The sequence below is a fragment of the Budvicia aquatica DSM 5075 = ATCC 35567 genome, assembly GCF_000427805.1.
Classification (GTDB): Bacteria; Pseudomonadota; Gammaproteobacteria; order Enterobacterales; family Enterobacteriaceae; genus Budvicia; species Budvicia aquatica.
In genome coordinates, this window is sequence record NZ_ATYS01000063.1 from 1 (window position 1) to 22,495 (window position 22,495).

At 52.8% G+C, this 22,495-nt stretch carries 21 protein-coding genes; 20 read left to right on the forward strand and 1 reads right to left on the reverse strand.

Annotation, left to right across the window (positions count from 1 at the left end):
- Positions 1-517: 517 nt before the first annotated feature.
- The gene (locus tag YWE_RS0118580) at positions 518-1,681 is read left to right on the forward strand and encodes a hypothetical protein (protein ID WP_029095884.1); all 1,164 of its coding nucleotides are present in this window, start codon (positions 518-520) and stop codon (positions 1,679-1,681) included.
- Between the two features lie 139 nt (positions 1,682-1,820).
- On the forward strand, positions 1,821-2,288 hold the full coding sequence (locus tag YWE_RS0118585; RefSeq protein WP_025378599.1) for a hypothetical protein: 468 nt from the start codon (positions 1,821-1,823) through the stop codon (positions 2,286-2,288).
- Positions 2,289-2,632: 344 nt separating this feature from the next.
- On the opposite strand, the gene YWE_RS27810 is transcribed toward YWE_RS0118585, so the two are convergent.
- On the reverse strand, positions 2,633-3,889 hold the full coding sequence (locus tag YWE_RS27810; RefSeq protein ID WP_051323433.1) for an RNA-directed DNA polymerase: 1,257 nt from the start codon (positions 3,887-3,889) through the stop codon (positions 2,633-2,635).
- A gap of 43 nt (positions 3,890-3,932) precedes the next feature.
- Between YWE_RS27810 and YWE_RS0118595 the strand changes: the two genes are divergently transcribed.
- The 18 genes from YWE_RS0118595 (at position 3,933) to YWE_RS29135 (ending at position 22,184) form a co-directional block, all read left to right on the forward strand.
- Entirely contained in the window at positions 3,933-4,289 is a 357-nt protein-coding gene (locus tag YWE_RS0118595; protein ID WP_127526390.1) for a four helix bundle protein, read from the forward strand.
- A gap of 70 nt (positions 4,290-4,359) precedes the next feature.
- Complete coding sequence (locus YWE_RS27815; protein WP_036016507.1) at positions 4,360-4,662, forward strand: ANR family transcriptional regulator; 303 nt, start codon at positions 4,360-4,362, stop codon at positions 4,660-4,662.
- Between the two features lie 129 nt (positions 4,663-4,791).
- Positions 4,792-4,974 carry an IS1/IS1595 family N-terminal zinc-binding domain-containing protein gene (locus YWE_RS32005; RefSeq protein WP_428829276.1) on the forward strand — a complete coding sequence of 61 codons (183 nt, stop codon included), beginning with the start codon at positions 4,792-4,794 and terminating at the stop codon, positions 4,972-4,974.
- A gap of 103 nt (positions 4,975-5,077) precedes the next feature.
- Positions 5,078-5,266, forward strand: coding sequence for an IS1/IS1595 family N-terminal zinc-binding domain-containing protein (locus YWE_RS32010; RefSeq protein WP_428829277.1), 189 nt, complete (start codon positions 5,078-5,080; stop codon positions 5,264-5,266).
- A gap of 35 nt (positions 5,267-5,301) precedes the next feature.
- Positions 5,302-5,601, forward strand: a complete 300-nt coding sequence (locus tag YWE_RS30520) for a hypothetical protein (RefSeq protein WP_029095886.1) — start codon at positions 5,302-5,304, stop codon at positions 5,599-5,601.
- Positions 5,594-6,757: an LPS O-antigen chain length determinant protein WzzB gene (locus YWE_RS27825; protein WP_051323434.1), complete on the forward strand. Its 1,164-nt coding sequence runs from the start codon at positions 5,594-5,596 to the stop codon at positions 6,755-6,757. Before YWE_RS30520 ends, YWE_RS27825 begins: the two co-directional genes overlap by 8 nt.
- Complete coding sequence (locus YWE_RS30525) at positions 6,747-6,944, forward strand: hypothetical protein (protein WP_127526387.1); 198 nt, start codon at positions 6,747-6,749, stop codon at positions 6,942-6,944. The genes YWE_RS27825 and YWE_RS30525 overlap by 11 nt, the downstream gene beginning before the upstream one ends.
- A gap of 63 nt (positions 6,945-7,007) precedes the next feature.
- Positions 7,008-8,285 carry a Vi polysaccharide biosynthesis UDP-N-acetylglucosamine C-6 dehydrogenase TviB gene (gene tviB / locus YWE_RS0118630; protein ID WP_029095887.1) on the forward strand — a complete coding sequence of 426 codons (1,278 nt, stop codon included), beginning with the start codon at positions 7,008-7,010 and terminating at the stop codon, positions 8,283-8,285.
- Positions 8,286-8,287: 2 nt separating this feature from the next.
- Entirely contained in the window at positions 8,288-9,319 is a 1,032-nt protein-coding gene (locus tag YWE_RS0118635; protein ID WP_029095888.1) for an NAD-dependent epimerase/dehydratase family protein, read from the forward strand.
- 46 nt (positions 9,320-9,365) lie between these two features.
- Positions 9,366-11,870 carry a Vi polysaccharide biosynthesis protein TviD gene (locus tag YWE_RS0118640; RefSeq protein ID WP_029095889.1) on the forward strand — a complete coding sequence of 835 codons (2,505 nt, stop codon included), beginning with the start codon at positions 9,366-9,368 and terminating at the stop codon, positions 11,868-11,870.
- An 8-nt stretch (positions 11,871-11,878) separates the two neighbouring features.
- Complete coding sequence (tviE, locus tag YWE_RS0118645) at positions 11,879-13,600, forward strand: Vi polysaccharide biosynthesis glycosyltransferase TviE (protein WP_282705585.1); 1,722 nt, start codon at positions 11,879-11,881, stop codon at positions 13,598-13,600.
- A gap of 57 nt (positions 13,601-13,657) precedes the next feature.
- Positions 13,658-14,725, forward strand: a complete 1,068-nt coding sequence (gene vexA / locus YWE_RS0118650) for a Vi polysaccharide ABC transporter protein VexA (RefSeq protein ID WP_029095891.1) — start codon at positions 13,658-13,660, stop codon at positions 14,723-14,725.
- Complete coding sequence (vexB, locus tag YWE_RS27830) at positions 14,715-15,530, forward strand: Vi polysaccharide ABC transporter inner membrane protein VexB (protein ID WP_227659908.1); 816 nt, start codon at positions 14,715-14,717, stop codon at positions 15,528-15,530. Before vexA ends, vexB begins: the two co-directional genes overlap by 11 nt.
- 28 nt (positions 15,531-15,558) lie before the next feature.
- The gene (vexC, locus tag YWE_RS0118660) at positions 15,559-16,254 is read left to right on the forward strand and encodes a Vi polysaccharide ABC transporter ATP-binding protein VexC (protein WP_029095892.1); all 696 of its coding nucleotides are present in this window, start codon (positions 15,559-15,561) and stop codon (positions 16,252-16,254) included.
- 49 nt (positions 16,255-16,303) lie between these two features.
- Entirely contained in the window at positions 16,304-17,629 is a 1,326-nt protein-coding gene (locus tag YWE_RS0118665; RefSeq protein ID WP_029095893.1) for a sugar transporter, read from the forward strand.
- Between the two features lie 20 nt (positions 17,630-17,649).
- Positions 17,650-19,629 (forward strand): tetratricopeptide repeat protein, encoded by a 1,980-nt coding sequence (locus tag YWE_RS0118670; RefSeq protein WP_029095894.1) that lies wholly within the window; start codon positions 17,650-17,652, stop codon positions 19,627-19,629.
- A 279-nt stretch (positions 19,630-19,908) separates the two neighbouring features.
- On the forward strand, positions 19,909-20,982 hold the full coding sequence (locus YWE_RS0118680; protein WP_127526386.1) for a hypothetical protein: 1,074 nt from the start codon (positions 19,909-19,911) through the stop codon (positions 20,980-20,982).
- A gap of 26 nt (positions 20,983-21,008) precedes the next feature.
- Complete coding sequence (locus YWE_RS29135) at positions 21,009-22,184, forward strand: hypothetical protein (protein ID WP_029095896.1); 1,176 nt, start codon at positions 21,009-21,011, stop codon at positions 22,182-22,184.
- Positions 22,185-22,495 lie beyond the last annotated feature (311 nt).

Here is a 22,495-nt window from a genome sequence, read left to right on the forward strand (position 1 = left end):
AACTGTGGGACAGCGCGGCAGTGGGTACAACCGACTTGACGGCGACGGTACCGAACTACACCTGGCACTTAGTGGGTACCAGTGCGACGGACGGNATCACGGGAGACTTTACCACCAGCGTAAGTGGTGGCGACTTCACCATTCCGGTGAACTCGGCAGCAGACGGAACGACGTTGACCGGTTCGGACGACGGTGCGCAGGGCTTCGGTCTGGCGGTCGACTACTAAACCCAGTCTCCATCGGGTTAGTGTCAATCAGGACCACGGGCAGGGTTTTCCTGCCCGTTTTTAACCCAGANGGGGNATGAGTTGNATCACACGCATAAAGGCAGCTTCGTAGTGGGCATGAGAATNCGAAGAACGCGAAGACGAACGAGAAGAACACAACGTGAAGACAGTGAGTACGGGGTTATCTGCTATGGCGGGTACCGCGGTAGTCATTGTTGATGACACGCACGATAAACGATGCACCCCGGGACTGTTTGGGATTGTGGCAGAGATTAAAGAGGGAAGGAAGAATGAGAGATAACACACTGGGATGGGTTAGTCACCCGCTGACGCGTATTGCGCTTATTGCGGCCGTCACCATGGGGGCATCGACCCCGGCTTGGTCTGTGGTGCTGAGCAACCCGACGGGGCAGATAAAGGGGAGAACGCCTACGGCGGCGGGCTCGGTATCGATACTGAAGCCAGGCGCCACTCCATTGGTGGATAATGACCAGGTACTGGGCAGTAAGAAGCCGAACGAGTTCACGCTGGCCCCGCTCTCTCCTGGCGTCACGTTCACGGATTTGGATGGGGATGCTCAAGCCACACCGGGATTGGCGATTGCGCCAGCGGGAGTGACTTGGACGTGGATGAATGGCGTTACGCCATTAACTCCCACCCAGTTAACCCAGACGCTTGCGACGAATTTCGCTCACAATACCACCCTCACGGTACAAGCGAATGCTCCAGTGCTGAGTACATCACTCACCGGCTTCCCGACCACATCGGGCACCCCCGTACCACTCACATCACCCGTATACCGAGTCCGAGTGAATATCCCAGCGACACCTGTCATCTATGTGAACGGAACGACGTTTGCATGGAACAGCGGATTTCCGACGACGGGATTTGTGGGTGCCAAGTTCCAGCTTTACATGAACGGGGTTGATGCGACAGCGAACAGCAATTACACCTATAAGGAAAATGGCAACCAGACTTGGGTTGATATCCCAACATCAAATGCGAGCGGGACTGAGGGCACGTTCACCTTCACGGGTACCCCTACTAGTGCAAATAAGACATTAAAACTTATCGCAACAAACAAAACAGACAGCAGCGACAAGCACACACTCAATATCACTCTCGGACGTTGGTTTGTCAATGGTGGAGCTACCACCAGAACCGCAGCGAATGCTGACGCATATTGTACCGGGTTAGGAGGTGGTTATAGTACGCCACCATACGCCACTATGACAAATGCGGCGTATGGTGCAGCAGGAACGCGGGCACCAGCCGCTGGGCTATGGAGTCAGTGGGGGGCGATGGGCACGTTTGGTTCCGGTTGGCTCAGCAACTTCTATTGGGCCCTTGAGCCTAATGGGACTATTCGGCACAACGTCGACCTCAACTATGGCAACCTGCGCAGCGTCAATCCGAGCTACAACAGCTATGTGGCTTGTTCGAGGGTCCTTTAGTTTTTAGCATTTAATATTTAATTTTAAGATTTTTTGCCCTTATTCTGCCCGCCCCCTTTAAAGGGGGCGGTGATGGGGCGCCCGTTAGGGCGCGTTGTAAAATTTTTTCACTATAACGCTTTATTCGCAAGGAACAGACATGATTATCGAAGATAAGTTAGCGCTAAGCAGGCGCCCGGGGGTTATCAGTTTTATTCGCGAGGGGATGTTTTATCGGTGTTATCAGCAGTCTTTATTTTTTTATTTAACGCAGTGTGATGGAAAAATAAAAATCCTCGGTAAGCGCATTAAAAAGCTAGGTGGAGAAGCGGTGTTTTATGGTGGATTTCCGATGACACAATTTGAGCAACGTTATCCTCAAGCTGAATTGACTGGGTGGGGCGCGGAGATTCAAGGTGACTGGTCTGATAGGGATTATGTTCTCTGGTATGAAGAATGTGTCAACTCATTGCTATCGGAAATAGCTACGGCGCCTCAGGATGACGTGGATCCTTTTGTATTAACGCAACAAATGCGCCATTTTTTGCAGTCTTGGGAGCCGGGATGCTATCCGCCTGCGGTGGAGTCCGGTTTCATTCAGGGATTGAAACAGCATTTATCCTTGTAATTGAGGATTGCGTGACAGCATGGCAGTGCATTAAGGGCTATTTCGTTACGGCGAATAGATAATTTGCTAAAGGGAAAACCGGCTCGCACCACGGAGCTCCGATGTGTCATAGAGTTTCGTTATAAAGGGGCGAACTCCGAAAGGGGATAAGCTGGTGGTATGAGAGTGCGAGCAATGTTAATGGCGTGCCCATGTGGGGCGGCTGTGTTCCGGTTGGATCAGCAACAACTATTGGGCCCTTGAGCCTAATGGGACTAATCGGCACAACGTCAACCTCAACAATGGCAACCTGAACAGCAACAATCCGAGCAACAACAACTATGTGGCTTGTTCGAGGGGTTTTCTCACTGACCGTGCTGTCTCCCAATCCATGTTGCAAGGGCATGCTTTTTGATGCGAACCGACGTGTAATCGCTGTTTGCTGGAATGAACCAGTGCTTCAAGTGGCAAAAATGGTATTGGTAAAGTTTTTTTCGTAATCGATAGTGATTGGCCTTTTGCATCAGACCGAAGTAACTATTCATCACGGCTTGCATTTTTTGTAACAAGACGTAGTCGGGTGTGATGGGTGCCAGTTGAATGCAGGCAGCCCATTCAGGATTATCGGGTTTTGTTGGGGGTGGGCTACCCTCCGGATGAAGGCAGTAGTTGAACAATGCCAACCAGCGACGAATTTTATTCAGATTCCGGGTGCGTAAATGAAGGTAGTGCGGATAAATTTTATATCCCAAATAATCAGCGCCTTGGGAACAACGTTGAAGGTGCTGCTTGGTGGGATGCAAGGTTAATCGGAGTGTGTGGGTTAGGAAGGTCGAGATTTCTTCGCGCCATTCAATCAGTTGTTGTGATGAATTGCCCAGTAGCATGAGGTCATCCATGTAGCGGACATAGCCTTTCACATGCAGTTGATGCTTGATGAAGTGGTCTAGTGGGCTGAGGTAAAGATTGGCAAACAGTTGACTGGCCGATGACCCCAGCGGGAGGCCCGTTTGATAAGGCGATGCGCCTAGCGTTTTGTGGCATGGAATGGTGTCGAGTAATGTTTTATTGCCACTCAGTGAAACGGCGTGGTGCGCGACGGGATGGAGAATAGTTCGCATCAGTAACGCCATCACGCACGCTTTTCTGGGATGTTCTGGGAGCGATGACATGATGCCATTTGTTGTCATAGACACCAGCGTGGGTAAGTGAATGCTATTGAAAAAGTTTTGGATATCTAATTGTAAAAAATGACCATGTTGAGGTTGTCGCATAAAACGCTGAACGCGATGTATCGCTGCGAGAGTGCCTTTGCCTGAGCGGTTAGCGAATGTGTCGTCAATCAGTTGGCGTTCGACAGTTGGTTCAATTTGACTGACTAGCCAGCATTGGGCCAGACGGTCACGAAAAAGTGGCGCATAGATTTCGCGAAGTTTTGGGTCATTAACAGCAAATCGAGTATAGGCGCCTGGTTGGTAGGTTTGATGAAATAAGTCGTATGCCAGAGATTGGCAGAGTGGCGCAATACTTTCCAGTGCCAGTGATTTTTGGAGGCTAGCCGATGTCGTGACAGCACATTGGAGCAATTCTTGCGTCAGTATTTGAAGAGAAAAAGCGTTCATGAAGTCAACCTTTAAGCATCCAAAAATTTATGCGGATTTGCTGATGTTGTACCGCATTTACTGGCATGTTCACAAGCACTTACCTAAACCCTTTCGATTTACGACAGGGGAGCGGGTGTTGCTAGAGTTGACCGGATGTGTGCGATACGTTGTTCTCGCCAATGGAATTGATAAGCAAAGTGACGCTGAGCGAGTTAAGGCGGCGTGTTACTTAAGGGATGCGCGAGCTTCACTGAGTGTTATTCGTGGATTACTGACAATAGGATGGGGTATGTCATTTATTTCGCATGGCGCATTGATGCAATTAACAGAGTCTCTGGATGGCATTGAAAAACAGGCGACACGTTGGCAGCAATGGTTTGAGGGACTACGGGTGAATTCATCGGTAAGTGATGGCTAAATTGCAGGGAAATTCAGCCTTGTTTGGTGGGTAATTCCCTGCCGTTTCTATGTCTTTTGAAGGTGTTGATATGTCACAACGTTTTAACCCTGAGCCGCCCCGTCACTATGCCGAGTTGGCAGAGATTGCCGCGTTGAAAGAGCAGTCCGGTGATTGGAGAGGCGCGTCTCAGTATTGGAGGATGGCCGAGGATGTTGCCCGATTGCCTGAGAACCGACTGTGGGCGGGGTCTCGGGCGAGATATTGTGGCCGTGAGGCGGGGCAGGGTCTTGGCTATGCAGGCCGGTCAGTGTCATCACCTGACCTAAAATCCCTGACCTCGACCTTAATCTCCCCGAAAAACGCCCGGGAAACGGTTAGGGATGATGAGTAAGTGTGCGCTGACGGCGCGGGGTGATTTATCCCCATCACCGAGATATGGCGTTGATTGTAGGACAACCTAATGTTACCGAGTTATCGAATGTTTACCGGGGTCACTATCCCCTGAATAAGGAGTCTGACGATGTTGATATACCGAAAACCCCCACCCGTTTGCCCATATTGCGATGACACCACTCAGGTGCGCAAACACGGAACATCGCGCTGTGGCTTTCAGCGTTACCGCTGTTGTGACTGTGGTCGCACGTTTCAGGGTAAATACGTTTATCAGACGAGTTGCCAGACCCCATCAGTGACTGAGGCATAAGGTGTCCGCGGATGCCGCCAATATGCTCTGCTTGTGGTACTGGACAAACGATAGACCGCTCACGACTCAGGTCCGGTCTCGGAGATTTTAGATGACGATGATGATGACTTTACTCAAACAACGGCAACGCCCGGCGTGTCCGCATTGCGATACAGTGACGCAAATCCGCAAACACGGTAAAGCCCGCAGTGGCTTACCGCGTTATATGTGCCTCGGTTGCCGAGGCACGTTTCAAGGCCGGTACATTTACGCCGCTTATCAAACGGATGGGAATGACCGTGTCGGAAGCTAATCGACGGGGTGGTATAACGACAGGGAGCGTGCGTCATGAAAGTGACCGGTTTGGATATGGTGGTCAGTGCGGTGACCTTGCTGGCGATAGCGGTGATGGTCCCCATGCCATGGTTATCCTCCTCCCGAGATGCGGGCAAACCTCTTCGTTGCGCCCCGGTCTCCGTACTCAGCGAACCACCGCCGGATCCCATTACGGCGTTATGGCTGGCGTCATTCCCGGCCCCGATCAAGCCTGCACGAGACTGCTCGATACTCGTCCCCAGTACCCATACGGCAGTATCACAACACCAAGAACCTGCGGCATGGCATCCGATGAGGTATGGCGATGAGTGAAATAAGTCAAAAAACGTTAAACGCCCCATCAGGCAATGCCGCCAATGGCGCCGGGCCTCGTCACGCCTATGCGTACGATAACGATGAGATAGACCTGTTTGAATTGCTCTTTCGACTCTGGGACAAGAAAGGGGTGATTCTGATGGTGACGTTAGTCACCACCCTGATAGCCGGCACCTATGCTTTTACCGCCAGAGCGCAGTGGACGGTCAAAGCCTATGTCTCTCCGCCCCAAATGGCCCAGATGGAAGATTACCTGACATTAAGACGGGCCTTTGCTCGGGTGAGTGGCATTAACGCCGACCCACAGGCGATAGCCAACCATTTATTTAGTCGGTTCACCGAGATGGTGTCCAGCCCCAATGAGAAGCTGAGTTACTTATCCGAGACGGCCTACGTCAAGCAACAGACTGAATCGATGGACTCGCAGGCAAAGCGCGTTTGGCTAACGGAGATGGCGGACAAGGGGCTGGTGACATCCCCGCCGGATGAAAAGAAAACCCTCCCTTACTTTATGTTGTCAGTGTCGGCGGATAATCCCCAAGTCGCGCTGGCCTTGCTGACCGATTATGTGAGCCGCATCAATGATCAGGTGATGGCGCAAGATGAAGCGGAGTTTCGTCATCAGGTGGACGCCACGATATTGGCGCGTCAAAAGGAACAGCAGGATATTGCGTTTAGTCTGCAAGCCGACAGGGCGAATCAGTTGGCGAATCTGACCCGCTCACGGAGTACCGCGCAACGGGCCGGGATTACGGACTATTACGCCAATTCAGCCAGTAACGGTGGAACCAAGATTGAACTGGCGAATTCGGTGCACAAATACATGCTGGGTGAGAACTTTTTGAGTGCGGAAATCAACAGCCTGATGGAGAGCCCCATCGTCTACCCCGTTCGATATCATGATATCAGTCGGGAACTGAGTCTGCTGGCGCCGTTACGGCAACAGCAGGTCACTGCACAGGTCTATCGTTATCAGCTCACGCCGGGCGAGCACGTGAAAAAAGACCGACCGAAGAAAGCGCTGATAGGGGTGCTGGGGGTGTTGCTCGGCGGGATGCTCGGTATTGCCACCGTACTGGTGACAGACGGCATTGCCCGTTACCGCCTGTCGGCCACCCGAGGTTCATCGCGCCTCAGCGCCGATGACCATTAACCGCGTTATCGGACAGGATGTTATCGATAACCATGAACAAGGAGAACGGTATGCAGGTGACAGTCCTCTACTTCGCGCTATCCGCCTTTTTTTGGGTGTTTTACTGGGTCGCTGCCTGGATGGAATGGATACGCTAAACCCATTGGCCGCGTCAGGGCGGCTGTCTTTCTCCCCTGTGGTGCGATAGGGCGCGATAGGTGATTTTTTTAACTTGAATTTTTTACTTATGTTAATAAAGGATTGATGTGTAATGATGACGACGAATGATGTAAAAATAGGGATTATCGGACTGGGGTACGTGGGTCTCCCCCTGGCCGTGGCATTTGGTCAACGCCGTTCGGTGGTGGGTTTTGACATCAACTCCACGCGCATTGGTGAATTAAACGACGGGGTGGACGTTAACCTTGAAACCACCCAAGACGATTTAAAGGCCGCTCATCATCTGGTCTTCACCACGTCAATCGACGATCTCAAGGATTGCAACTTCTACATCATCACGGTCCCTACCCCGATTAACGAATACAAGCAGCCCAACCTGATGCCGCTGATGAGCGCGAGTGAAACCGTGGGCGGCGTGATGGGTCAAGGTGACATCGTCGTTTATGAATCCACGGTGTATCCTGGGTGTACGGAAGATGAGTGTGTGCCCATCCTCGAACGCCTGTCCGGGATGACCTTCAATCACGATTTTTATGTCGGTTACAGTCCTGAACGGATTAATCCCGGTGACAAGAAATATTGTCTCACCAACATCAAAAAAATCACCTCGGGTTCAACCGCCGAAGCGGCTGACCTTATCGATGACCTCTATCAACAAATCATCACTGTCGGCACCTATAAAGCCGAAAGTATCAAAGTGGCCGAAGCGGCCAAAGTCATTGAGAATACACAGCGGGACCTGAATATCGCCTTGGTCAATGAGCTGGCGATTATCTTTAATCGCTTAAACATCGATACCGAAGCCGTTTTGCGTGCGGCGGGCAGTAAGTGGAACTTTCTGCCGTTCCGACCGGGTCTGGTTGGGGGGCACTGCATTGGTGTCGACCCCTACTACCTCACGCATAAATCAAAGAGTATTGGTTATTATCCTGAAATCATTCTGGCTGGCCGCCGCCTTAACGACAAAATGGGCGAATATGTCTCCGGGCAGTTGATTAAAGGGATGATTAAAAAAGGTATCCATGTGGAAGGCTCGAATGTCCTCATTTTAGGCTTCACCTTCAAAGAGAATTGCCCTGACACCCGAAATACCCGGATTATTGATGTGGTCAAAGAGCTGAATACTTACCGCTGTCAGGTTGATATTTTTGACCCTTGGGTGGATGCGGATGAGGTGAGTCGGGAACATGGCATCACGCCGATAACGGCTATCCAGGCAGGCTATTATGACGCCATCATTGTCGCGGTGGGTCATCAACAATTTACGGTCATGAGTGGGGATGATATTCGTCGCTTTGGGAAAGATAAACATGTTTTTTATGATTTGAAATATGTCTTCCCCGCCGAACAATCGGATATGAGGCTCTAGTCATGACGGCTTATGATGAATTAAAAATTCAGTTGGTTCTGACGCCTAAACGTTGGTTGGTCACCGGCGTGGCCGGCTTTATTGGTTCGGGTTTGCTCGAAGAACTGCTCGGCCTAAACCAAACTGTCATCGGACTGGATAACTTTTCCACCGGCTACCCGCATAATTTAGAGGATGTCTGCGCCGGCGTCAGTGAGGAACAGTGGTCACGCTTTACCCTGATTAACGGGGATATCCGGTCGTTAGTCGATTGCCAGACCGCCTGTCAGAACGTGGATTATGTGCTCCACCAGGCGGCGTTGGGCAGCGTCCCGCGCTCGCTAAAAGACCCGATGACCACCCATACCGTGAATATTGATGGTTTTTTAAATATGTTGATGGCGGCAAGGGAGGCCAACGTCGCGAGCTTCACCTATGCCGCCAGCAGCAGCACCTATGGCGATCACCCTGGGTTGCCCAAAGTTGAGGACAGGATTGGCCGTCCGTTGAGTCCCTACGCCGTGACGAAATATGTCAATGAATTGTACGCCGATGTGTTTGCCCGTTGCTATGGCTTTCCGTCGATTGGATTGCGTTACTTTAATGTGTTTGGTCGTCGCCAGAACCCGAATGGGGCGTACTCCGCGGTGATACCTCGCTGGATATTATCACTCCTCAACCGCCAACCGGTGTTTATCAATGGTGATGGTTCAACCAGCCGTGATTTTTGCTATATCGATAATGTGATACAGGCGAACTTATTGTCAGCAACGACACAGAACGTGGCGGCGAAAAATCAACTGTACAATGTCGCACTCGGTGACAGAACGACCCTGAATGAACTGTATTATGCGCTTCGTGAGGGCGTCAACCGGGGCCACGATAGACCGAATACGCAGGAACCGCGCTATCAGGATTTTCGCTCGGGTGATGTTCGGCACAGCCAGGCTGACATTTCAAAAATTCAATCGTTACTGTCGTATGAACCCGAATTTGATATTCACGAAGGTCTTAAGCACACCCTCGCATGGTATCGGGATAACTTGACCTCATGAGATATCCGGCCACAGACACACATTTAACTCGATGCGGAAGAATAGAATGAAACCTTCAGAGAGGCTTCCGTTGACGCTGACGCCGGTGGGTAGCTGCAGAATTGTGAACCCGATTAAACGTGCTCAGCCCTATTTTCATTTTCAGGCGAACTTTAAACGCGTGTATGGATTCACGCATACCAGCAGCGAAGCATTACAGCAAATCCGCTTTATGCTGGGGATGACGGATATCCCAGAGCGTGTTCGGCCCTTTATTTTCCGACCCGCTATTCGCGATACGCTTTCTGAACAGCACACGCCGTCGGATGTTTATATTGTTGAGATTTCCAGCCAGAAAAAAATTATGGCGTACGGCTGTTGTTTGCAAATCAATTACTTAACACGGTATTTTTCCGATTTCTTCAGTCAGCCTGAGCGTGCCCGTATTTACTGGTCTCTGGCGACGCCAGAACAGGCGCAAAAACGAGACGCCTATCTGAATGAGGACCCCTGCTTCGCTGGCTTGTCGGTGGACGATAAAGCGTTGCTGAAAAGTCTTCATGTTGAACAGATGGATGAGCACGCCATCGACGCGGATATGCAGGAGATAGTCCGTATTTTGGGACGTGATAACGTGATATTTATGACCCATATTGATGCGTTGACCCAGACTGGCAACGTCATCCCGTCCCGAAGTCGGTTGATCCACCATGTGGAAAACATCGCGAGTCGCATGGGCATTCCCTGCATCAATCCGACACACTTGATGGCCACGTCAACGATGGGGCAGAAAAGAGCGCTGGAAAAAAATGGGGATGACTTAACGCACTATACCGATTTTTTTGGCGATACGATTGTTGCGGCCCTCTTTAAGACGGTCATTCACGGCAGAATCAACCCTGTCGATGATACCCTGCAGGCAAAGCAAGACCAGATGAGCCTTCTGGTCAGCGACATTCATCAATGGTTGGCGAATGACGATATCGTGGCCGCTTCACAGGCCGTGTTCTGTGCGCTAAGGGAGCAGCCACACGACCCGACGTGGGTTCAATTGCGCGCGGTTATCTTCAACCGACTGGGCCATTATGAGCAGGCCTATCAGGATATTGTCGATGTGGAGACGCACATTGGCATGACGGACAGTACGCTGCGTTGCCGCCTCAAGGCGCTATCTGGACTCAAACACTGGCAGGACGCACTCTCGACGGCAGAAATCATGCTGTCCAATGAGATTGATGATGAGGAAGTGCTCACCATTGCCGCGCAGGCCAGCGACGCATTAGGGCGTTTTGACGTGTCTTGGCAGTACTGGAAGCGCGTCTTGCAATTCAATCCCTCGGTGCACGAAGGATGGGTTAACTGTCTTCGCAGTACCGGCTATTTTGCTGATGACCGTGCGTTTGTTGACACCTTTTATGCGGGTATGGCCTCACGATGCGTGAGCGTTGCGTTTATCGAGACCGGGTTATCGCTTGCGATAGCCTTCCATCATGAGCCCATTTTTACCCAGGCATTAACGTGGCTGTTACAGCATCAATCTGATGTCGCGTTAACCACGCTGTCGGACATGACTGACACCGGGCTTATCATCAGCGCGGCATCCTGCATCAAAAACGGGAGCCATCATGGCGCCTTCAGTACCGCGTTTAAGTCTCAACTGCATGACCTGTTTGTCCGCTGGCACGCGAAAGCGCTAGAGCATCATTGTGTTGATGATTTCGTGTCGCTGAGTACCGCGTTAGTCTACACCTATTCGGCATTGACCGTGTATCCGCATGCGGGGATCTCACACGTTCATCATGAGGTGAAATCGGCGTGGCGCCAAAAATTGAAAGCGACGTGTGAGGATAACGATGTTGACACGATGATGGCGGGCGCAAACATTGTCTGGCCCCTGCTGGAATTTGACCCGGTGAGTACCATCACCATTGCGCGCGTATTCGTGAGTCGGGACGCGTGGAAAGAGGCCTGCCGCTTGTCTCATATGACCTTAATGCGACATCCGAATATCACCAGTTTGCAGGCCATCGCCCTGCGGAGTCTGCGTTATATCGATGACATTCATGTCCAAGTCGACCTGATTGCGGATTTGATGCGGATTGCTCACGCTTTCGACACGCCGTCAATGAACCTGTTATTTGAAAAAGAGTGCAAGAATGTCGCCACCCGGGCACTCAAACAGGTCCGTCAGAAGAGAAGCGAGGGACGCCAGGACGAGGCGTTATCGTTACTGATTAAGATGAAAGGCATTGACCCCAACATCCAACGTCTGGTGCGAGAATTTAAGCAAATCATCAAAATGTGTGATGACGCGATGAAAGACGCAGGCCACGTCATCGCGTCGTATGAGAATCTGGCGTATGCGAAGAAGTTGCTTGTCTTTGACAATGAAAACGCCTACGCGTTGAAGTATGCCGCGCTGAATTCGATGCATTTGCGTGAGTATGAACACGCATTGGACTACTGGCAACGGCTGGAAAGCGTCAGTGGGTCAACGGACGCCGTGAGCCGTCAAATTCATCATTGCCAGAGCATGCTGCAAAAACAGGGAACAGGGGATCACTCAACATGATGCTAAGTATGGACATCGACACGTTGGCGCAAACCGTTTTACGATTGAAGAAGGCCGGGAAACGGGAGCAGGCTATGACGTTATTGAATGACGTCATACCGGACGAGGGCATGTCAACGCCGACAGCCCTCAAAAAGGCAGCGCTTTTATACGATTTAGGTGAGACAGAGCGCGCCTTTACGCTTTATGACACCTTGGTTGCCGACAATATTGATGACGCGCGTTATGAGTATGCGCGTCGGTTATACAATAGAGGGTTGGGTAAAGATGCCCAGTTAATCCTGTGTGGGATCGGCGACGATGCGTTAACCCGGCATAAGAATTATTTGTTTAAAATCAATAAAATATGCGACCTGCTTGAAGGCCTTGAACAGGTGCCCATTCCCGTTGGCACCAATACGCGCATTCTGGCGATGAAGCACGCCATCTTATCGTTTCGCGACCGCCCAGTCCGCCCGCGTCCCGTTGGACGACTTGGGCGACTTTCGCTGTGTACCGGGTGTCTGGGGGGAGGCGGCGCTGAACGCCAAATTTCGAGGCTGGCCATTGCGCTCACCCGACACTATCAAGACCAACAGGCGATTGCGGGCCTGACGGTGGACGAGCCGGTTGAACTGATTATTCGCTCTCTGGCGCCGGAATTAAAGCAGGACTTCTTTTTAAAAGAGGTGCTGGATGCGAAGGTGGACGTGGTTGAAATCGCGAAGAACACGGATAACGTCTTTGACGACATGTCGGTTGAGTGCCCCACGTTGCGCTTACTCCTGTCACACCTCCCTCCCCACTGTTACTACGGTGTCAAGCATTTGGTGCCTCATTTCACCCAGCGTCAGCCTGATTATCTGTCCGTCTGGCAAGACGGTGCCTGTTTGATGGTGGGGCTGGCCGCATTGCTTGCTGGGGTGCCCAGAATTCAGCTCGGTTTACGCGGCTTACCGCCCGTGGAGAGGCAACACCTGTTCAAGCCAGAGTACGAACCCCTCTATCAGTCCCTGGCGCAGGTTCCGGGTGTGGATTTCATGAGCAACAATCAGTGTGTTGCAGAGCGCTACGCACACTGGTTGCAACTGGACGCGCATCAATTTCAGGTGGTGTATAACGGGGTGCCTCCACCGGCAATAGAGGCATCATTGGCGGTGTCCCCGAAAATCTGGCGTCAGTTTGATGAAAGAACTCAAGATGCCCAGACCACGCTGGGCGGCGTTTTTCGTTTTGTGTGTGATAAAAGCCCCTTTGTCTGGATCGATTTCGCGGCTCAGTACCTCCAGCGGCATCCGGCCAGTCGCTTTATCTTAGTCGGCGACGGTGAGTTACGTGCTCAGGCGCAACAGAGGGCGGAAACGTTAGGGATCCTTGAGCGCATCCTGTTTGTTGGCGTGTCTCGCGATGTGGGGTATTGGCTGCAAAAAATGGATGCATTGATGCTTTTTTCCCGTTATGAGGGACTGCCTAATGTGTTGATTGAAGCCCAGATGGTGGGCGTGCCGGTGATTTCTACACCTGCCGGCGGCGCGGCTGAATGCGTGATTGAGGGGGTGTCCGGCCACATTCTGGATGACGCGCAGGCGGTTAATCTCAAACAAGCCTGCCGCTATGCGGAGAGCATGGTGACATCATGGCGACATAAAACCGGGTTTTGCGAGCAAACACACGCCTTTTTACAAGCCCGGTTTTCCGTTGACAATATGGTGTGCGCGTTTGTGAAGACGATGACCCTCACGCGACCCTAGTGGCGTGGGAAAAACCGTGTTTATCCAGTTATTTTTGCCGTTAAAAACGAAGGGATGATGAAAAAGAGTCTACTGATTGTTGTTGTCGCCGCCCTGATGTCGGGATGCACTATCCCGCGGGCGGCGTTTAAATCCAGCCTGATGAGTCAGGACAGTCCGCAATACCATCTGGTGGACGTCACCTCGGCGCTGACGGTCAAGGACGCCGAGGTCATCCCTGAAACGCGGTTAGACGGGGTCTTTCTCACACCGGACTGGCCGTGGGCCCAACTGACGCAAGGCGATAGGCTTCACATCACGGTGTTATCCTCCGGGGGGGCGGAGTATTTATCCGGCCCGTCAAACGGCGACCGTGTGGACTTCGAGGATATTCTGGTGACCGGCGCTCAGACCGTCGTGGTCCCTTATGCGGGCACTATCCCGGTTCAGGGGTTGGACATGACGCAACTGGCTGACGAGATAACCCGGCGTCTGTCGCGCGTGGTACTCAATCCTCAGGTGCTTGTCACTCTGAGTGCCCGGACCGGCGCGATGGTCACGGTGCAGGGCGGCGGTGGGAAGACCGGACGTTTTCCTGTGGATAGCCACATCAATCGTTTAAGCCATGTGCTGGCGATGGCCATCACCGACAATACGGGGGGGGAGATGACTGACATCAGCGTCACCCGGCAACAGCAGACGTTCCGTGTCCGGCTGGCGGATATAGACCGACTCCCACAACATGACATTGCCTTGCAGCCCGACGATCGGGTGACTATTCGTCCCGTGACGGCGTTTGTGACCGTTCTGGGGGCGGCAGGCGTGCAGGGGAAACACCCGTTGGTGACGCGACACGCCAGCGTGATTGACGCGTTAGCGTTGGCCAAAGGGATGGATGACGCTCTGGCTGACCCTCAGGCCGTTTTTTTGTTTAAACATCACGAAAGCGAACGGGCAAAACAGCACATGCGCAAACCGAATATCTATCATGTGGATATGAGTCAGCCTGATGCGGTATTTCGAGCCCGAACCCTGATGGTTGATGATGGCGATGTCCTGTATATCTCCAATGCGTCGCTGACCGATTTTGCGAAAGTCAGCGCTGCGTTTGGCGCTTTTCTCAGTGGTGGGCAGCGTGCGCTTTAACCTGGGGGAGAGGCGAGGGTCGACCGCGTCTGGCGATGTTTTCAGACCGTTATTCACGTTCTGTCGCCTGATTTTATTGTTAATGTCGCGCGATATCAGAGCACGATTTAATGACAATATCCTCAGTTATGTCATGGTGCTGGCCGTTCCTTTGGCCTGGATAACGATAACCGTTGTCTCTTTCCAGTTTTTAGCGCGGACCCTCCCGATATTGACGGACGACATCAGCTTTGTGGTGGCCGGTATTTTACCGTATTTATTGTTTCGCTATACCATTACCGCCACCCTGCGCACGCCATCTTTTTATCAGTCCCTCGCCATCATCAGTACCGTCAAAAGACGGCATGTCCTATTGGCCCTGGCCGCCGTGGAATTTGTCAATGCCGTCATGATTTATCTGATTGTCTCACTGACCAATTTTTTACTTTTTGCTCACTGGGAAATGCACACGCCCCTGCGGATGTTTGAGGGCATGTTGATGGCCTGGTTATTGGGGCTGTCATTCGGCTATTGTGCGGATGCGTTAGCCGGACGCTTCCCGCTGGTCTATAAAGCCGTGCCTGTCGTGCTAAGACCGATGTTCTTAATTTCAGCGGTATTTTATACGGCCAATGAGTTGCCGTCTTCTCTGGCTCGCGTACTGAGATGGAACCCGCTTTTGCATGCGAATGACATTGTCAGGGAAGGGATGTTTGACGGCTATCATTCCTTTTATGCTGACCTGTCTTACCCCCTGGTGTTTTCCACCGCGTTATTCATGGCGGGCATGATTTTTCGCTTGATGGATGAGCCGGATAATCGCTGATTTTTATCTTTTGTGCAGAGGCATTGACGTGTTTGGATTATTAGGGTGTACCCGTTATTTTGATACCGCCGAGGGCCCGTTGGTTGTTCTCGATAATCTGGATTTTGTCATCGCTCCCAATGAGCATGTGGGTATTTTGGCGAGGCAAGGTTCGGGGAAAACAACATTGGCCAGACTGTTGTGTGGCGTCGATACGCCGGATGTCGGTGAGTATCTCGGTCAGCGAGGCGATGCGGTCTTGTTGGGCGCCAACGCGTTTATGCTTCCCGGGTTAACCGGTGAAGAAAATGCCCGAATGATAGCCAGTTTATACGGTCTTGATGGCGATGCGTTTTCCCATTTTTGCTATCAACTGACCCGACTTGAGCACCGATATATGGACCGCGTGAGTGAGTACTCTGGGACGATGAAGGCTCATCTGGCCTTTGCCATCAGTCTGTTACTGCCTTGTCGCCTGTATGTGGCCGATGACAAGTTATACACCGGAGAGGGCGCTGCACAACAGCGTATGCAGGTAGCACTCGCTCGCGAGTTGCAACAAAAGGGCTTGGTCGTCTTCACCCGAAATCCTCGTCTGATTAAAGCCCATTGCCGCTCTTTTGGCGTGCTGTCGCAGGGAAAAATCATCATGTGTGCCGATTTAGAACACGCCACGGCGCTGTTTGAACGACAGTCGTCCTGTGAGGCGAGGGCGCTCGATGATGAAGACGCCTTTGAACGATAAGATGATGACGACGCCTTTAACCTATCAATAGAAACCCAATGGACAGCGTGTGGATAATTCAGAACGTATCAAGAAATGGAAAGAAGAACGAGCGCGCGTGGCAGACGAAGCGCGTGCGGCACGGATAGCGAAAAAGCACGACGAGCGTACGGTCAGTGAGCGCGATAACGCGTCTGAGTCGCCGCCGATGGATAACAGCCACAGTAACAATCACAGTAACAGTCCCGACTGGCCCGCCACCGATGCGGAGTCTGTACGCAGAGCGTCATTAATGATTAAAGCGCGGCGCGTTAAACACGCACAACAATCCCTGCGCAATTTACTGCGATACGTGGGTTTGCCGCTGCTCGTGATGATGGTGGTGTCGTGGCTGATGACGTCGCGATTCTATCGGGCTGATGCGACATTTGTGGTGCAGTCTGACGCGAGCCAGCAAACCGTTTCCGGCCCGGCCTTTTTTGGCAGTGGCAATCAGATGGCCGAAGGGTTTCGTGTCAGGGAGTTTATTCTCTCTAAAGAAATGATGGACCTGATGGAGAAGGAACTTGGGTTTTTATCGTATTTTGCCCAAGACGATATGGCCTTATTATCGCGATACGATACCCCTCTGGGGGTCAATGGCTCCCCCTACCGCTATTATTTATCCAAAGTGTCCGTGTCTGCGGATATTCAGCAGGGGATGCTGCGTTTAACGGTCCAGGCGCTGGACGCGGAAAAAGCGGAATTCTTCGCGCAGCGCATGCTGGCGTTTGCCGAGCAGCATGTCAATGAGGTCTCCGCTCGGATGCAGCAGGAGCGCCTTTCCTGGCTGGAAAATGATGTCAAAGACGCTCAGGCACATTTGGCGGGGGTTCGCCAAGCGTTGCTCAACATTCAGCATATTCAAAAAGACATTGAACCTCAGGAGACGGTGACCGCCATTTATCAATTGATCGCCGGATTTGAAACCCAATTAGCTGAGGCGACATCCGAGCGTGACCAATTGATGGCCAATGGTTTAGATAAAAACCCCATGGTCCCCCGTCTGGCGGCCAAAATTAGCGTACTGAAAAAGCAGATTATTGAACAGCGTGACCGTCTGTCAACCAAGCTGGGGTCGCAAGGCTCCTTAGACAGCCTCGGCGTATTCGACGATATCCGTCTGCAGGCGGAGATGGCTAAAACGCGCTGGGAAGTGGCGTTGCAGACGCTACAGCAGGGTAAATTACAGGCCCTGCGTGAACGGCGTTATTTGCTCGTGATTTCTCAACCGATGGTGGTCTCCGATACCCAAAGCTATGACGCGGGGGCCACGTGGTTCATGGTCTTTATTTTACTGGGTCTGGGGTACTTTATTATCGCGTTACTGCTCACCCTCAGACGCCTGCGTGAATGACGGTTAAATAAGGAAATATCATGAGTGTGCACACCACGGTGGGAAAAGTATCCCCGACGACCCTGCTTAAACGCGAGGACTGGGCGGGATTAGGTGAATATTATCGCCATCGTCCTGATAACCTGTCGGCGACACCGGATAATGTTCAGCATATCGTCTTGTTTGCGATAAGTTATTTACGCCAAGGCGAGGTGGAGGCCGGATTGTCTTTGCTGTCCGATGCGGTATTAAGGGCTCACAATAGCAGAGCGTTGTTGCGCCGTTGGGTGATATCGCCGGGAGTAGAGAGTCATCTGATGCTGTCTTTTCAGGTTGTCAACAGACTGCTCGCCGCCGGCGTCTGCCAGGTACAAGATGTGCTGTTGGTGGCCAGGGGGTTGATAAAAGGTCAGTCTATCGCGATGGCGGCTGACTTGGTGGCGCGGGCGCGGGACGTTTTTCCCCAAGATAGTCACCTTTTTGCCCTCGAGTTACGCTGTCTGGTGCTGTCTGGTAACACGCACCAGGCGTTGACACAGGTGAGGGCGCAGGCGGTCATCCGTGGGCAATCGCCGGAGGTTATGGCGACGTGCCTGTATTATTTACATCAACGTGGTTTACACGACGATAAGGCGCTGGCCTTTTCGTTAATCCAACACCTCGACACGGATACCCTCGCCTCGGCGACGTTACGCGTCGATATTCTCTTGTCGGTCGGTCAGGCTAAACAAGCCATTCTCGCGGGCGAATCGGCGCTGGCGGCAGGGATTGATGGCGCAACCCTGCGTCGCAGTCTGGGGCAGGCCTATTATCAAGCCAGTCACAGCCGCGAGTCCAAACACCGGGCGGTTGAACATTTGCGTCAGGCGGTGGTCTTTAATCCGGACAATCTGCGCGCGGCGACGTTGTATGCCGATATGTTAGTCAGAACGGGGCAAAACGCAGAATCGATTCCATTACTGGCGCGTTGGCTCGATACGCATCCGGACTTGGCCTACGTCAGGGCACTTTATGCCCGCGCACTGCGCCAGCAAGGGCAGTATAGTGCGGCCAGTGCCGAGTTTTTACGCCTGGCGCAAGCGCAAGGCGCGACCAGCAAATGGCACCGATATGCCGCGGCGGCGCTGCTTCAGGCGGGCGAGAAGGAGGAGGCCGAACGATTATTTTCTCGCTATATCGAGGCAAGGCGAGCGCCAATGGCGGGGACATTTGAAGAGGGCCTGCAGGGGCTTGATGCGCACATTGACCAGGTCAATCTACCCGTGGCGCGACTTGATTGGGCGTGGGAGAACGGGGGGAAGCATTCGGGTCTGCCGCGGGGGGAATGGGAGCGTCGTGCGAAGTGGGGACATCTGGCGGATAATTTTCTGCTGGACTGGCTTGAATGTCGGACAGAGCAGGCCGATGAGCCGATGTATCAGTTGGGCAATATCGGGCAGGTGGAGCAATTTTTTCATCGACTCCAGCTCAATGAGCGGGGATGCATTATTGTCACAGGACATCTGGGCGCCATGTATGCAGGACCCATGCTGATGTCATTGCTGAATATGAACAGCAAATGGGTCGCATCCACCCCCGGTGTATTGAAGGGGGGGTACGGTGAACGATTGATTTCGGTGAGTGATAAAAGTGAATCCGAGGTTGTCAGGGCGTGCGTTCAGACGCTGCATAGCGGACAGTCGATTGCGGTGGCGATTGACGGTTCACTGAGCCTGGCGGCGCCGACGATTGAGTTTTTGGGCCAGCAGGTCACCTATTCCACCTTTTGCTCGCGCCTGGCGTATAAAATGCACTTACCGACGGTTTTTTGCGTTCCGGTGTGGCGAGAGGGGCACATTCATTTTGTTCTCGAAAAGATGGTTGACCCGCTTAAAGTGGAGAGTTTGAGTGCGTTCATGGAGCGTTGGAAGGGGAATTATCTGGCCTGCGTGACGCGGATATTAGAGAGTGCGCCGGAGAATTTACGGCTTTCCGGCGGGCTTTGGCGACATATCGTGGCGAAAGACCGTTCACCGAGGTGACGTCAACGTGGTTAACCTATGCGGTGAGCGTTGAGGTTGTTGACGATAGGGTGATGTTCCCGAGCGGGAGCGACTCAATATGACTGTCGTAGTGGATTAGTCTGCGTTGGAGTCTGAAGGCAGGACAGGTAAAATGAGGGACGAAATGATGCAGGATACGGGTTGTTATGTTGGTTTCATCGTATTGGATAGCGTGTTCTATCTGGTGGCTGACGGGATGGAATGGGTCAGGTAGCGACTGCTTTGGACAATAGGCTGAGGTGACGATAAATGAACATCATGACGAATAGACCGGTGCTGTTAGCGCTGACGTTCATTGCCGCCCTGTTTCTGGTCAGCTTTCCAACGCAAGCGATACTGAGTGGCCCGACAGGCCATATCCAAGGGCGTGCACCCACGGCCGCCGGCGGGTTGCTGCTGAGCGGACCTGTCGGGGATATTGAGGACAATGCGACGGTGAGCCTCTTACAAACGCCGTCTCAGTTTGGCATATCGGCCGATACCACCGAGTTAAGCTTAACGGATGTCGATGGTGACTTGAGCTTGTCGGTGGTGGTTGATGTGCCCCGCGGCTCACTGGCGTGGTCATTGGACAGCGTCCCCTTGACGGCCTCGCAACTCAACCAACCGTTTCAAACGGATTTTGCGGGTAAGACGCTATCGGTGGTCTTGACGGTGCCGGTGATAACCACCTCGGTCACCGGAGTGCCGACCTCGGGGACGCAGCCCTTCACCCAAACTTATCGGGTTAACGTGCCCGCACGTCCAGTGGTCCGGGTGAACGGGACTTCGTTCGCTATCGACTCGGCTTTTCCGACCACCGGTTTTACCGGGGCCACCTTCACGTTGTGGATGAATGGCGTGGATACGCAGACCAACGACCGTTATATCTGGGCGAGTAACCAGCCTTGGGTCAGCGTACTGGGCGGTCAGGTAACGTTGACGGCCACACCGACAACGGCCACTCGAACGGTGACTATCACGGCGACACCCACGGCGGGCGGCCCAGCCGTCACCTATACCTTCTCGCTGGCCCGGTGGTTTATGTCCAATGGGCTCACCAAGTCAGATGGGAGTACCAGTGACGCCTGGTGCAGCACTCAAGGGGCTCAAGCCCCTACTCGACAAGGTGTGACCAGTGATATCGGCAGTGGGGCGACGCGGGGCACGGGCAGCCTATGGGGCGAATGGGGGAGCATGCCGAACTATGGTAGTCAGTGGAGCGGGGATTATTACTGGACGAAAGACATGGCCCTGAGTGGTAAGCGCTACAGTGTGGGGATGACCTATGGCAGCCTGAACCTATCTCTGCCGAGTACATTGTATTATACGTTATGTGTGACAGCACTGTAGGCGAATTTTTTGTTGAGGGGTATTTGATGTTAGGGATAATCAGCCACGTTAATAAGACCGGGTTCGGACGACGCAAAGCGCTGTCGGCACGCGCTTGGTCGATGGGTTTACTTCTGACTCTGCCGGGCGTAATGATATCAAGCACAGCCTATGCTGTCCTGAGTGGTCCTACAGGCCTTATCACGGGCAGCGCACCAACGGCGACGGGAACGGTATCGATTCTGATGCCCGATGCCACCACGCCGTTGACGAGTACCCTTCCCACCGTACTGGGCAGAACGACGACGCCAGACCAATTTACGTTGGCACCGTTGACGACGGGACTGGTGTTTGCGGATGCCGACGGCGATACGCCAGCCAATCCGAGCCTGACACTGGCTTCACCAGTAACGTGGGTCTGGACGACGCCCAATGGAACGCCATTGACACCCGCCCAGCGTGCTCAGCCTTTTTCGACGTATTTGGCGGACGGAGATATTGCCAAGGTGAGCGCCATGGTGCCGGTGGACATCACATCGAGCACGGGCCTGCCAATGACGCTGGGCACACCAACGCTCTTTAATACGGGCGTGTTTCAGGTGAAGGTCAGTATCCCGGTGTTGCCGACATTGCAGGTTAATGGACATCAGTTTGCCCTTAATAGTGGGTTTCCGAAAACGGGATTTGTGGGGGCGACATTCCAACTGTGGATGAACGGTATCGATGCCACTGAAAATGGTGATTATACCTACAGTAGCGACCAGTCTTGGGTGACGGTAGACACGGCGGGGAATGTTGCGTTTATCGGGACACCGACATCAGCCAATAAAACCGCGACGATTACGATGACAGACCGGAGTGGTGTTGGCGTTCCGGCGCAATTTAGTTTTACGCTGGCGCGATGGTTTGTCAACGGGGGCGCGATCATGAGTGCGCCTGCGGCTGACGCGTACTGCAGTGGCTTAGGCGGCGGGTATGCGACACCGGGATACGGGACCATTACAAACGGGGCTTACGGGGTCGCGGGAACGCGCACGAGTGACGGAAAGTTATGGCCTGAGTGGGGCGAAATGGGAACCTACGGTCACGGTTGGGTTAGCAGCAGCTACTGGGCTATCGAAATGAATGGCGCCAATCGCTATGACTTCAACTTATTCGCCGGTGCGTTGGGCAATAACATTCCGAGTGTGAGTTTTAACGTGGCGTGTTCTATGCCGCTGTAGTTTTAGTGGCATGGACGCACTCCCCTGAAATCACAAACGGCACTCAGGGCGTCGTCAGCATGCGATAAACGGAGAACTCAATCATTGTTGGTTGTGTGACATCGGCGATATATTGACCCTGAGGGTTTTACATTGAGTAATTATACTTGGATTTGGACTGGATGGCGCGTTTTAAGTCGGATGATATTAAGAATGATGAGCGGCTCAGCCTTTCGTTGCCTAATTTGGCTGATGCCGTTGATGAGTGTGGTCGTGCAGGCGAAATTGAGTGAACCTACAGGGCAAATTGAAGGTCGAGCACCTACCGTGGC

Coding starts and splice junctions, on each gene's coding strand:
- YWE_RS27825 (WP_051323434.1), top strand. CDS start 5,594: ATGAGTGAAATAAGTCAAAAAACGTTAAACGCCCCATCAGGCAATGCC.
- YWE_RS32010 (WP_428829277.1), top strand. CDS start 5,078: ATGACTTTACTCAAACAACGGCAACGCCCGGCGTGTCCGCATTGCGAT.
- YWE_RS32005 (WP_428829276.1), top strand. CDS start 4,792: ATGTTGATATACCGAAAACCCCCACCCGTTTGCCCATATTGCGATGAC.
- vexA (WP_029095891.1), top strand. CDS start 13,658: ATGAAAAAGAGTCTACTGATTGTTGTTGTCGCCGCCCTGATGTCGGGA.
- tviE (WP_282705585.1), top strand. CDS start 11,879: ATGGACATCGACACGTTGGCGCAAACCGTTTTACGATTGAAGAAGGCC.
- YWE_RS30525 (WP_127526387.1), top strand. CDS start 6,747: ATGACCATTAACCGCGTTATCGGACAGGATGTTATCGATAACCATGAA.
- YWE_RS27810 (WP_051323433.1), bottom strand. CDS start 3,889: ATGAACGCTTTTTCTCTTCAAATACTGACGCAAGAATTGCTCCAATGT.
- YWE_RS0118585 (WP_025378599.1), top strand. CDS start 1,821: ATGATTATCGAAGATAAGTTAGCGCTAAGCAGGCGCCCGGGGGTTATC.
- YWE_RS29135 (WP_029095896.1), top strand. CDS start 21,009: ATGTTAGGGATAATCAGCCACGTTAATAAGACCGGGTTCGGACGACGC.
- YWE_RS0118635 (WP_029095888.1), top strand. CDS start 8,288: ATGACGGCTTATGATGAATTAAAAATTCAGTTGGTTCTGACGCCTAAA.
- YWE_RS0118580 (WP_029095884.1), top strand. CDS start 518: ATGAGAGATAACACACTGGGATGGGTTAGTCACCCGCTGACGCGTATT.
- YWE_RS0118595 (WP_127526390.1), top strand. CDS start 3,933: ATGTTGTACCGCATTTACTGGCATGTTCACAAGCACTTACCTAAACCC.
- YWE_RS0118670 (WP_029095894.1), top strand. CDS start 17,650: ATGAGTGTGCACACCACGGTGGGAAAAGTATCCCCGACGACCCTGCTT.
- YWE_RS0118680 (WP_127526386.1), top strand. CDS start 19,909: ATGACGAATAGACCGGTGCTGTTAGCGCTGACGTTCATTGCCGCCCTG.
- YWE_RS30520 (WP_029095886.1), top strand. CDS start 5,302: ATGAAAGTGACCGGTTTGGATATGGTGGTCAGTGCGGTGACCTTGCTG.
- tviB (WP_029095887.1), top strand. CDS start 7,008: ATGATGACGACGAATGATGTAAAAATAGGGATTATCGGACTGGGGTAC.
- YWE_RS0118640 (WP_029095889.1), top strand. CDS start 9,366: ATGAAACCTTCAGAGAGGCTTCCGTTGACGCTGACGCCGGTGGGTAGC.
- YWE_RS27815 (WP_036016507.1), top strand. CDS start 4,360: ATGTCACAACGTTTTAACCCTGAGCCGCCCCGTCACTATGCCGAGTTG.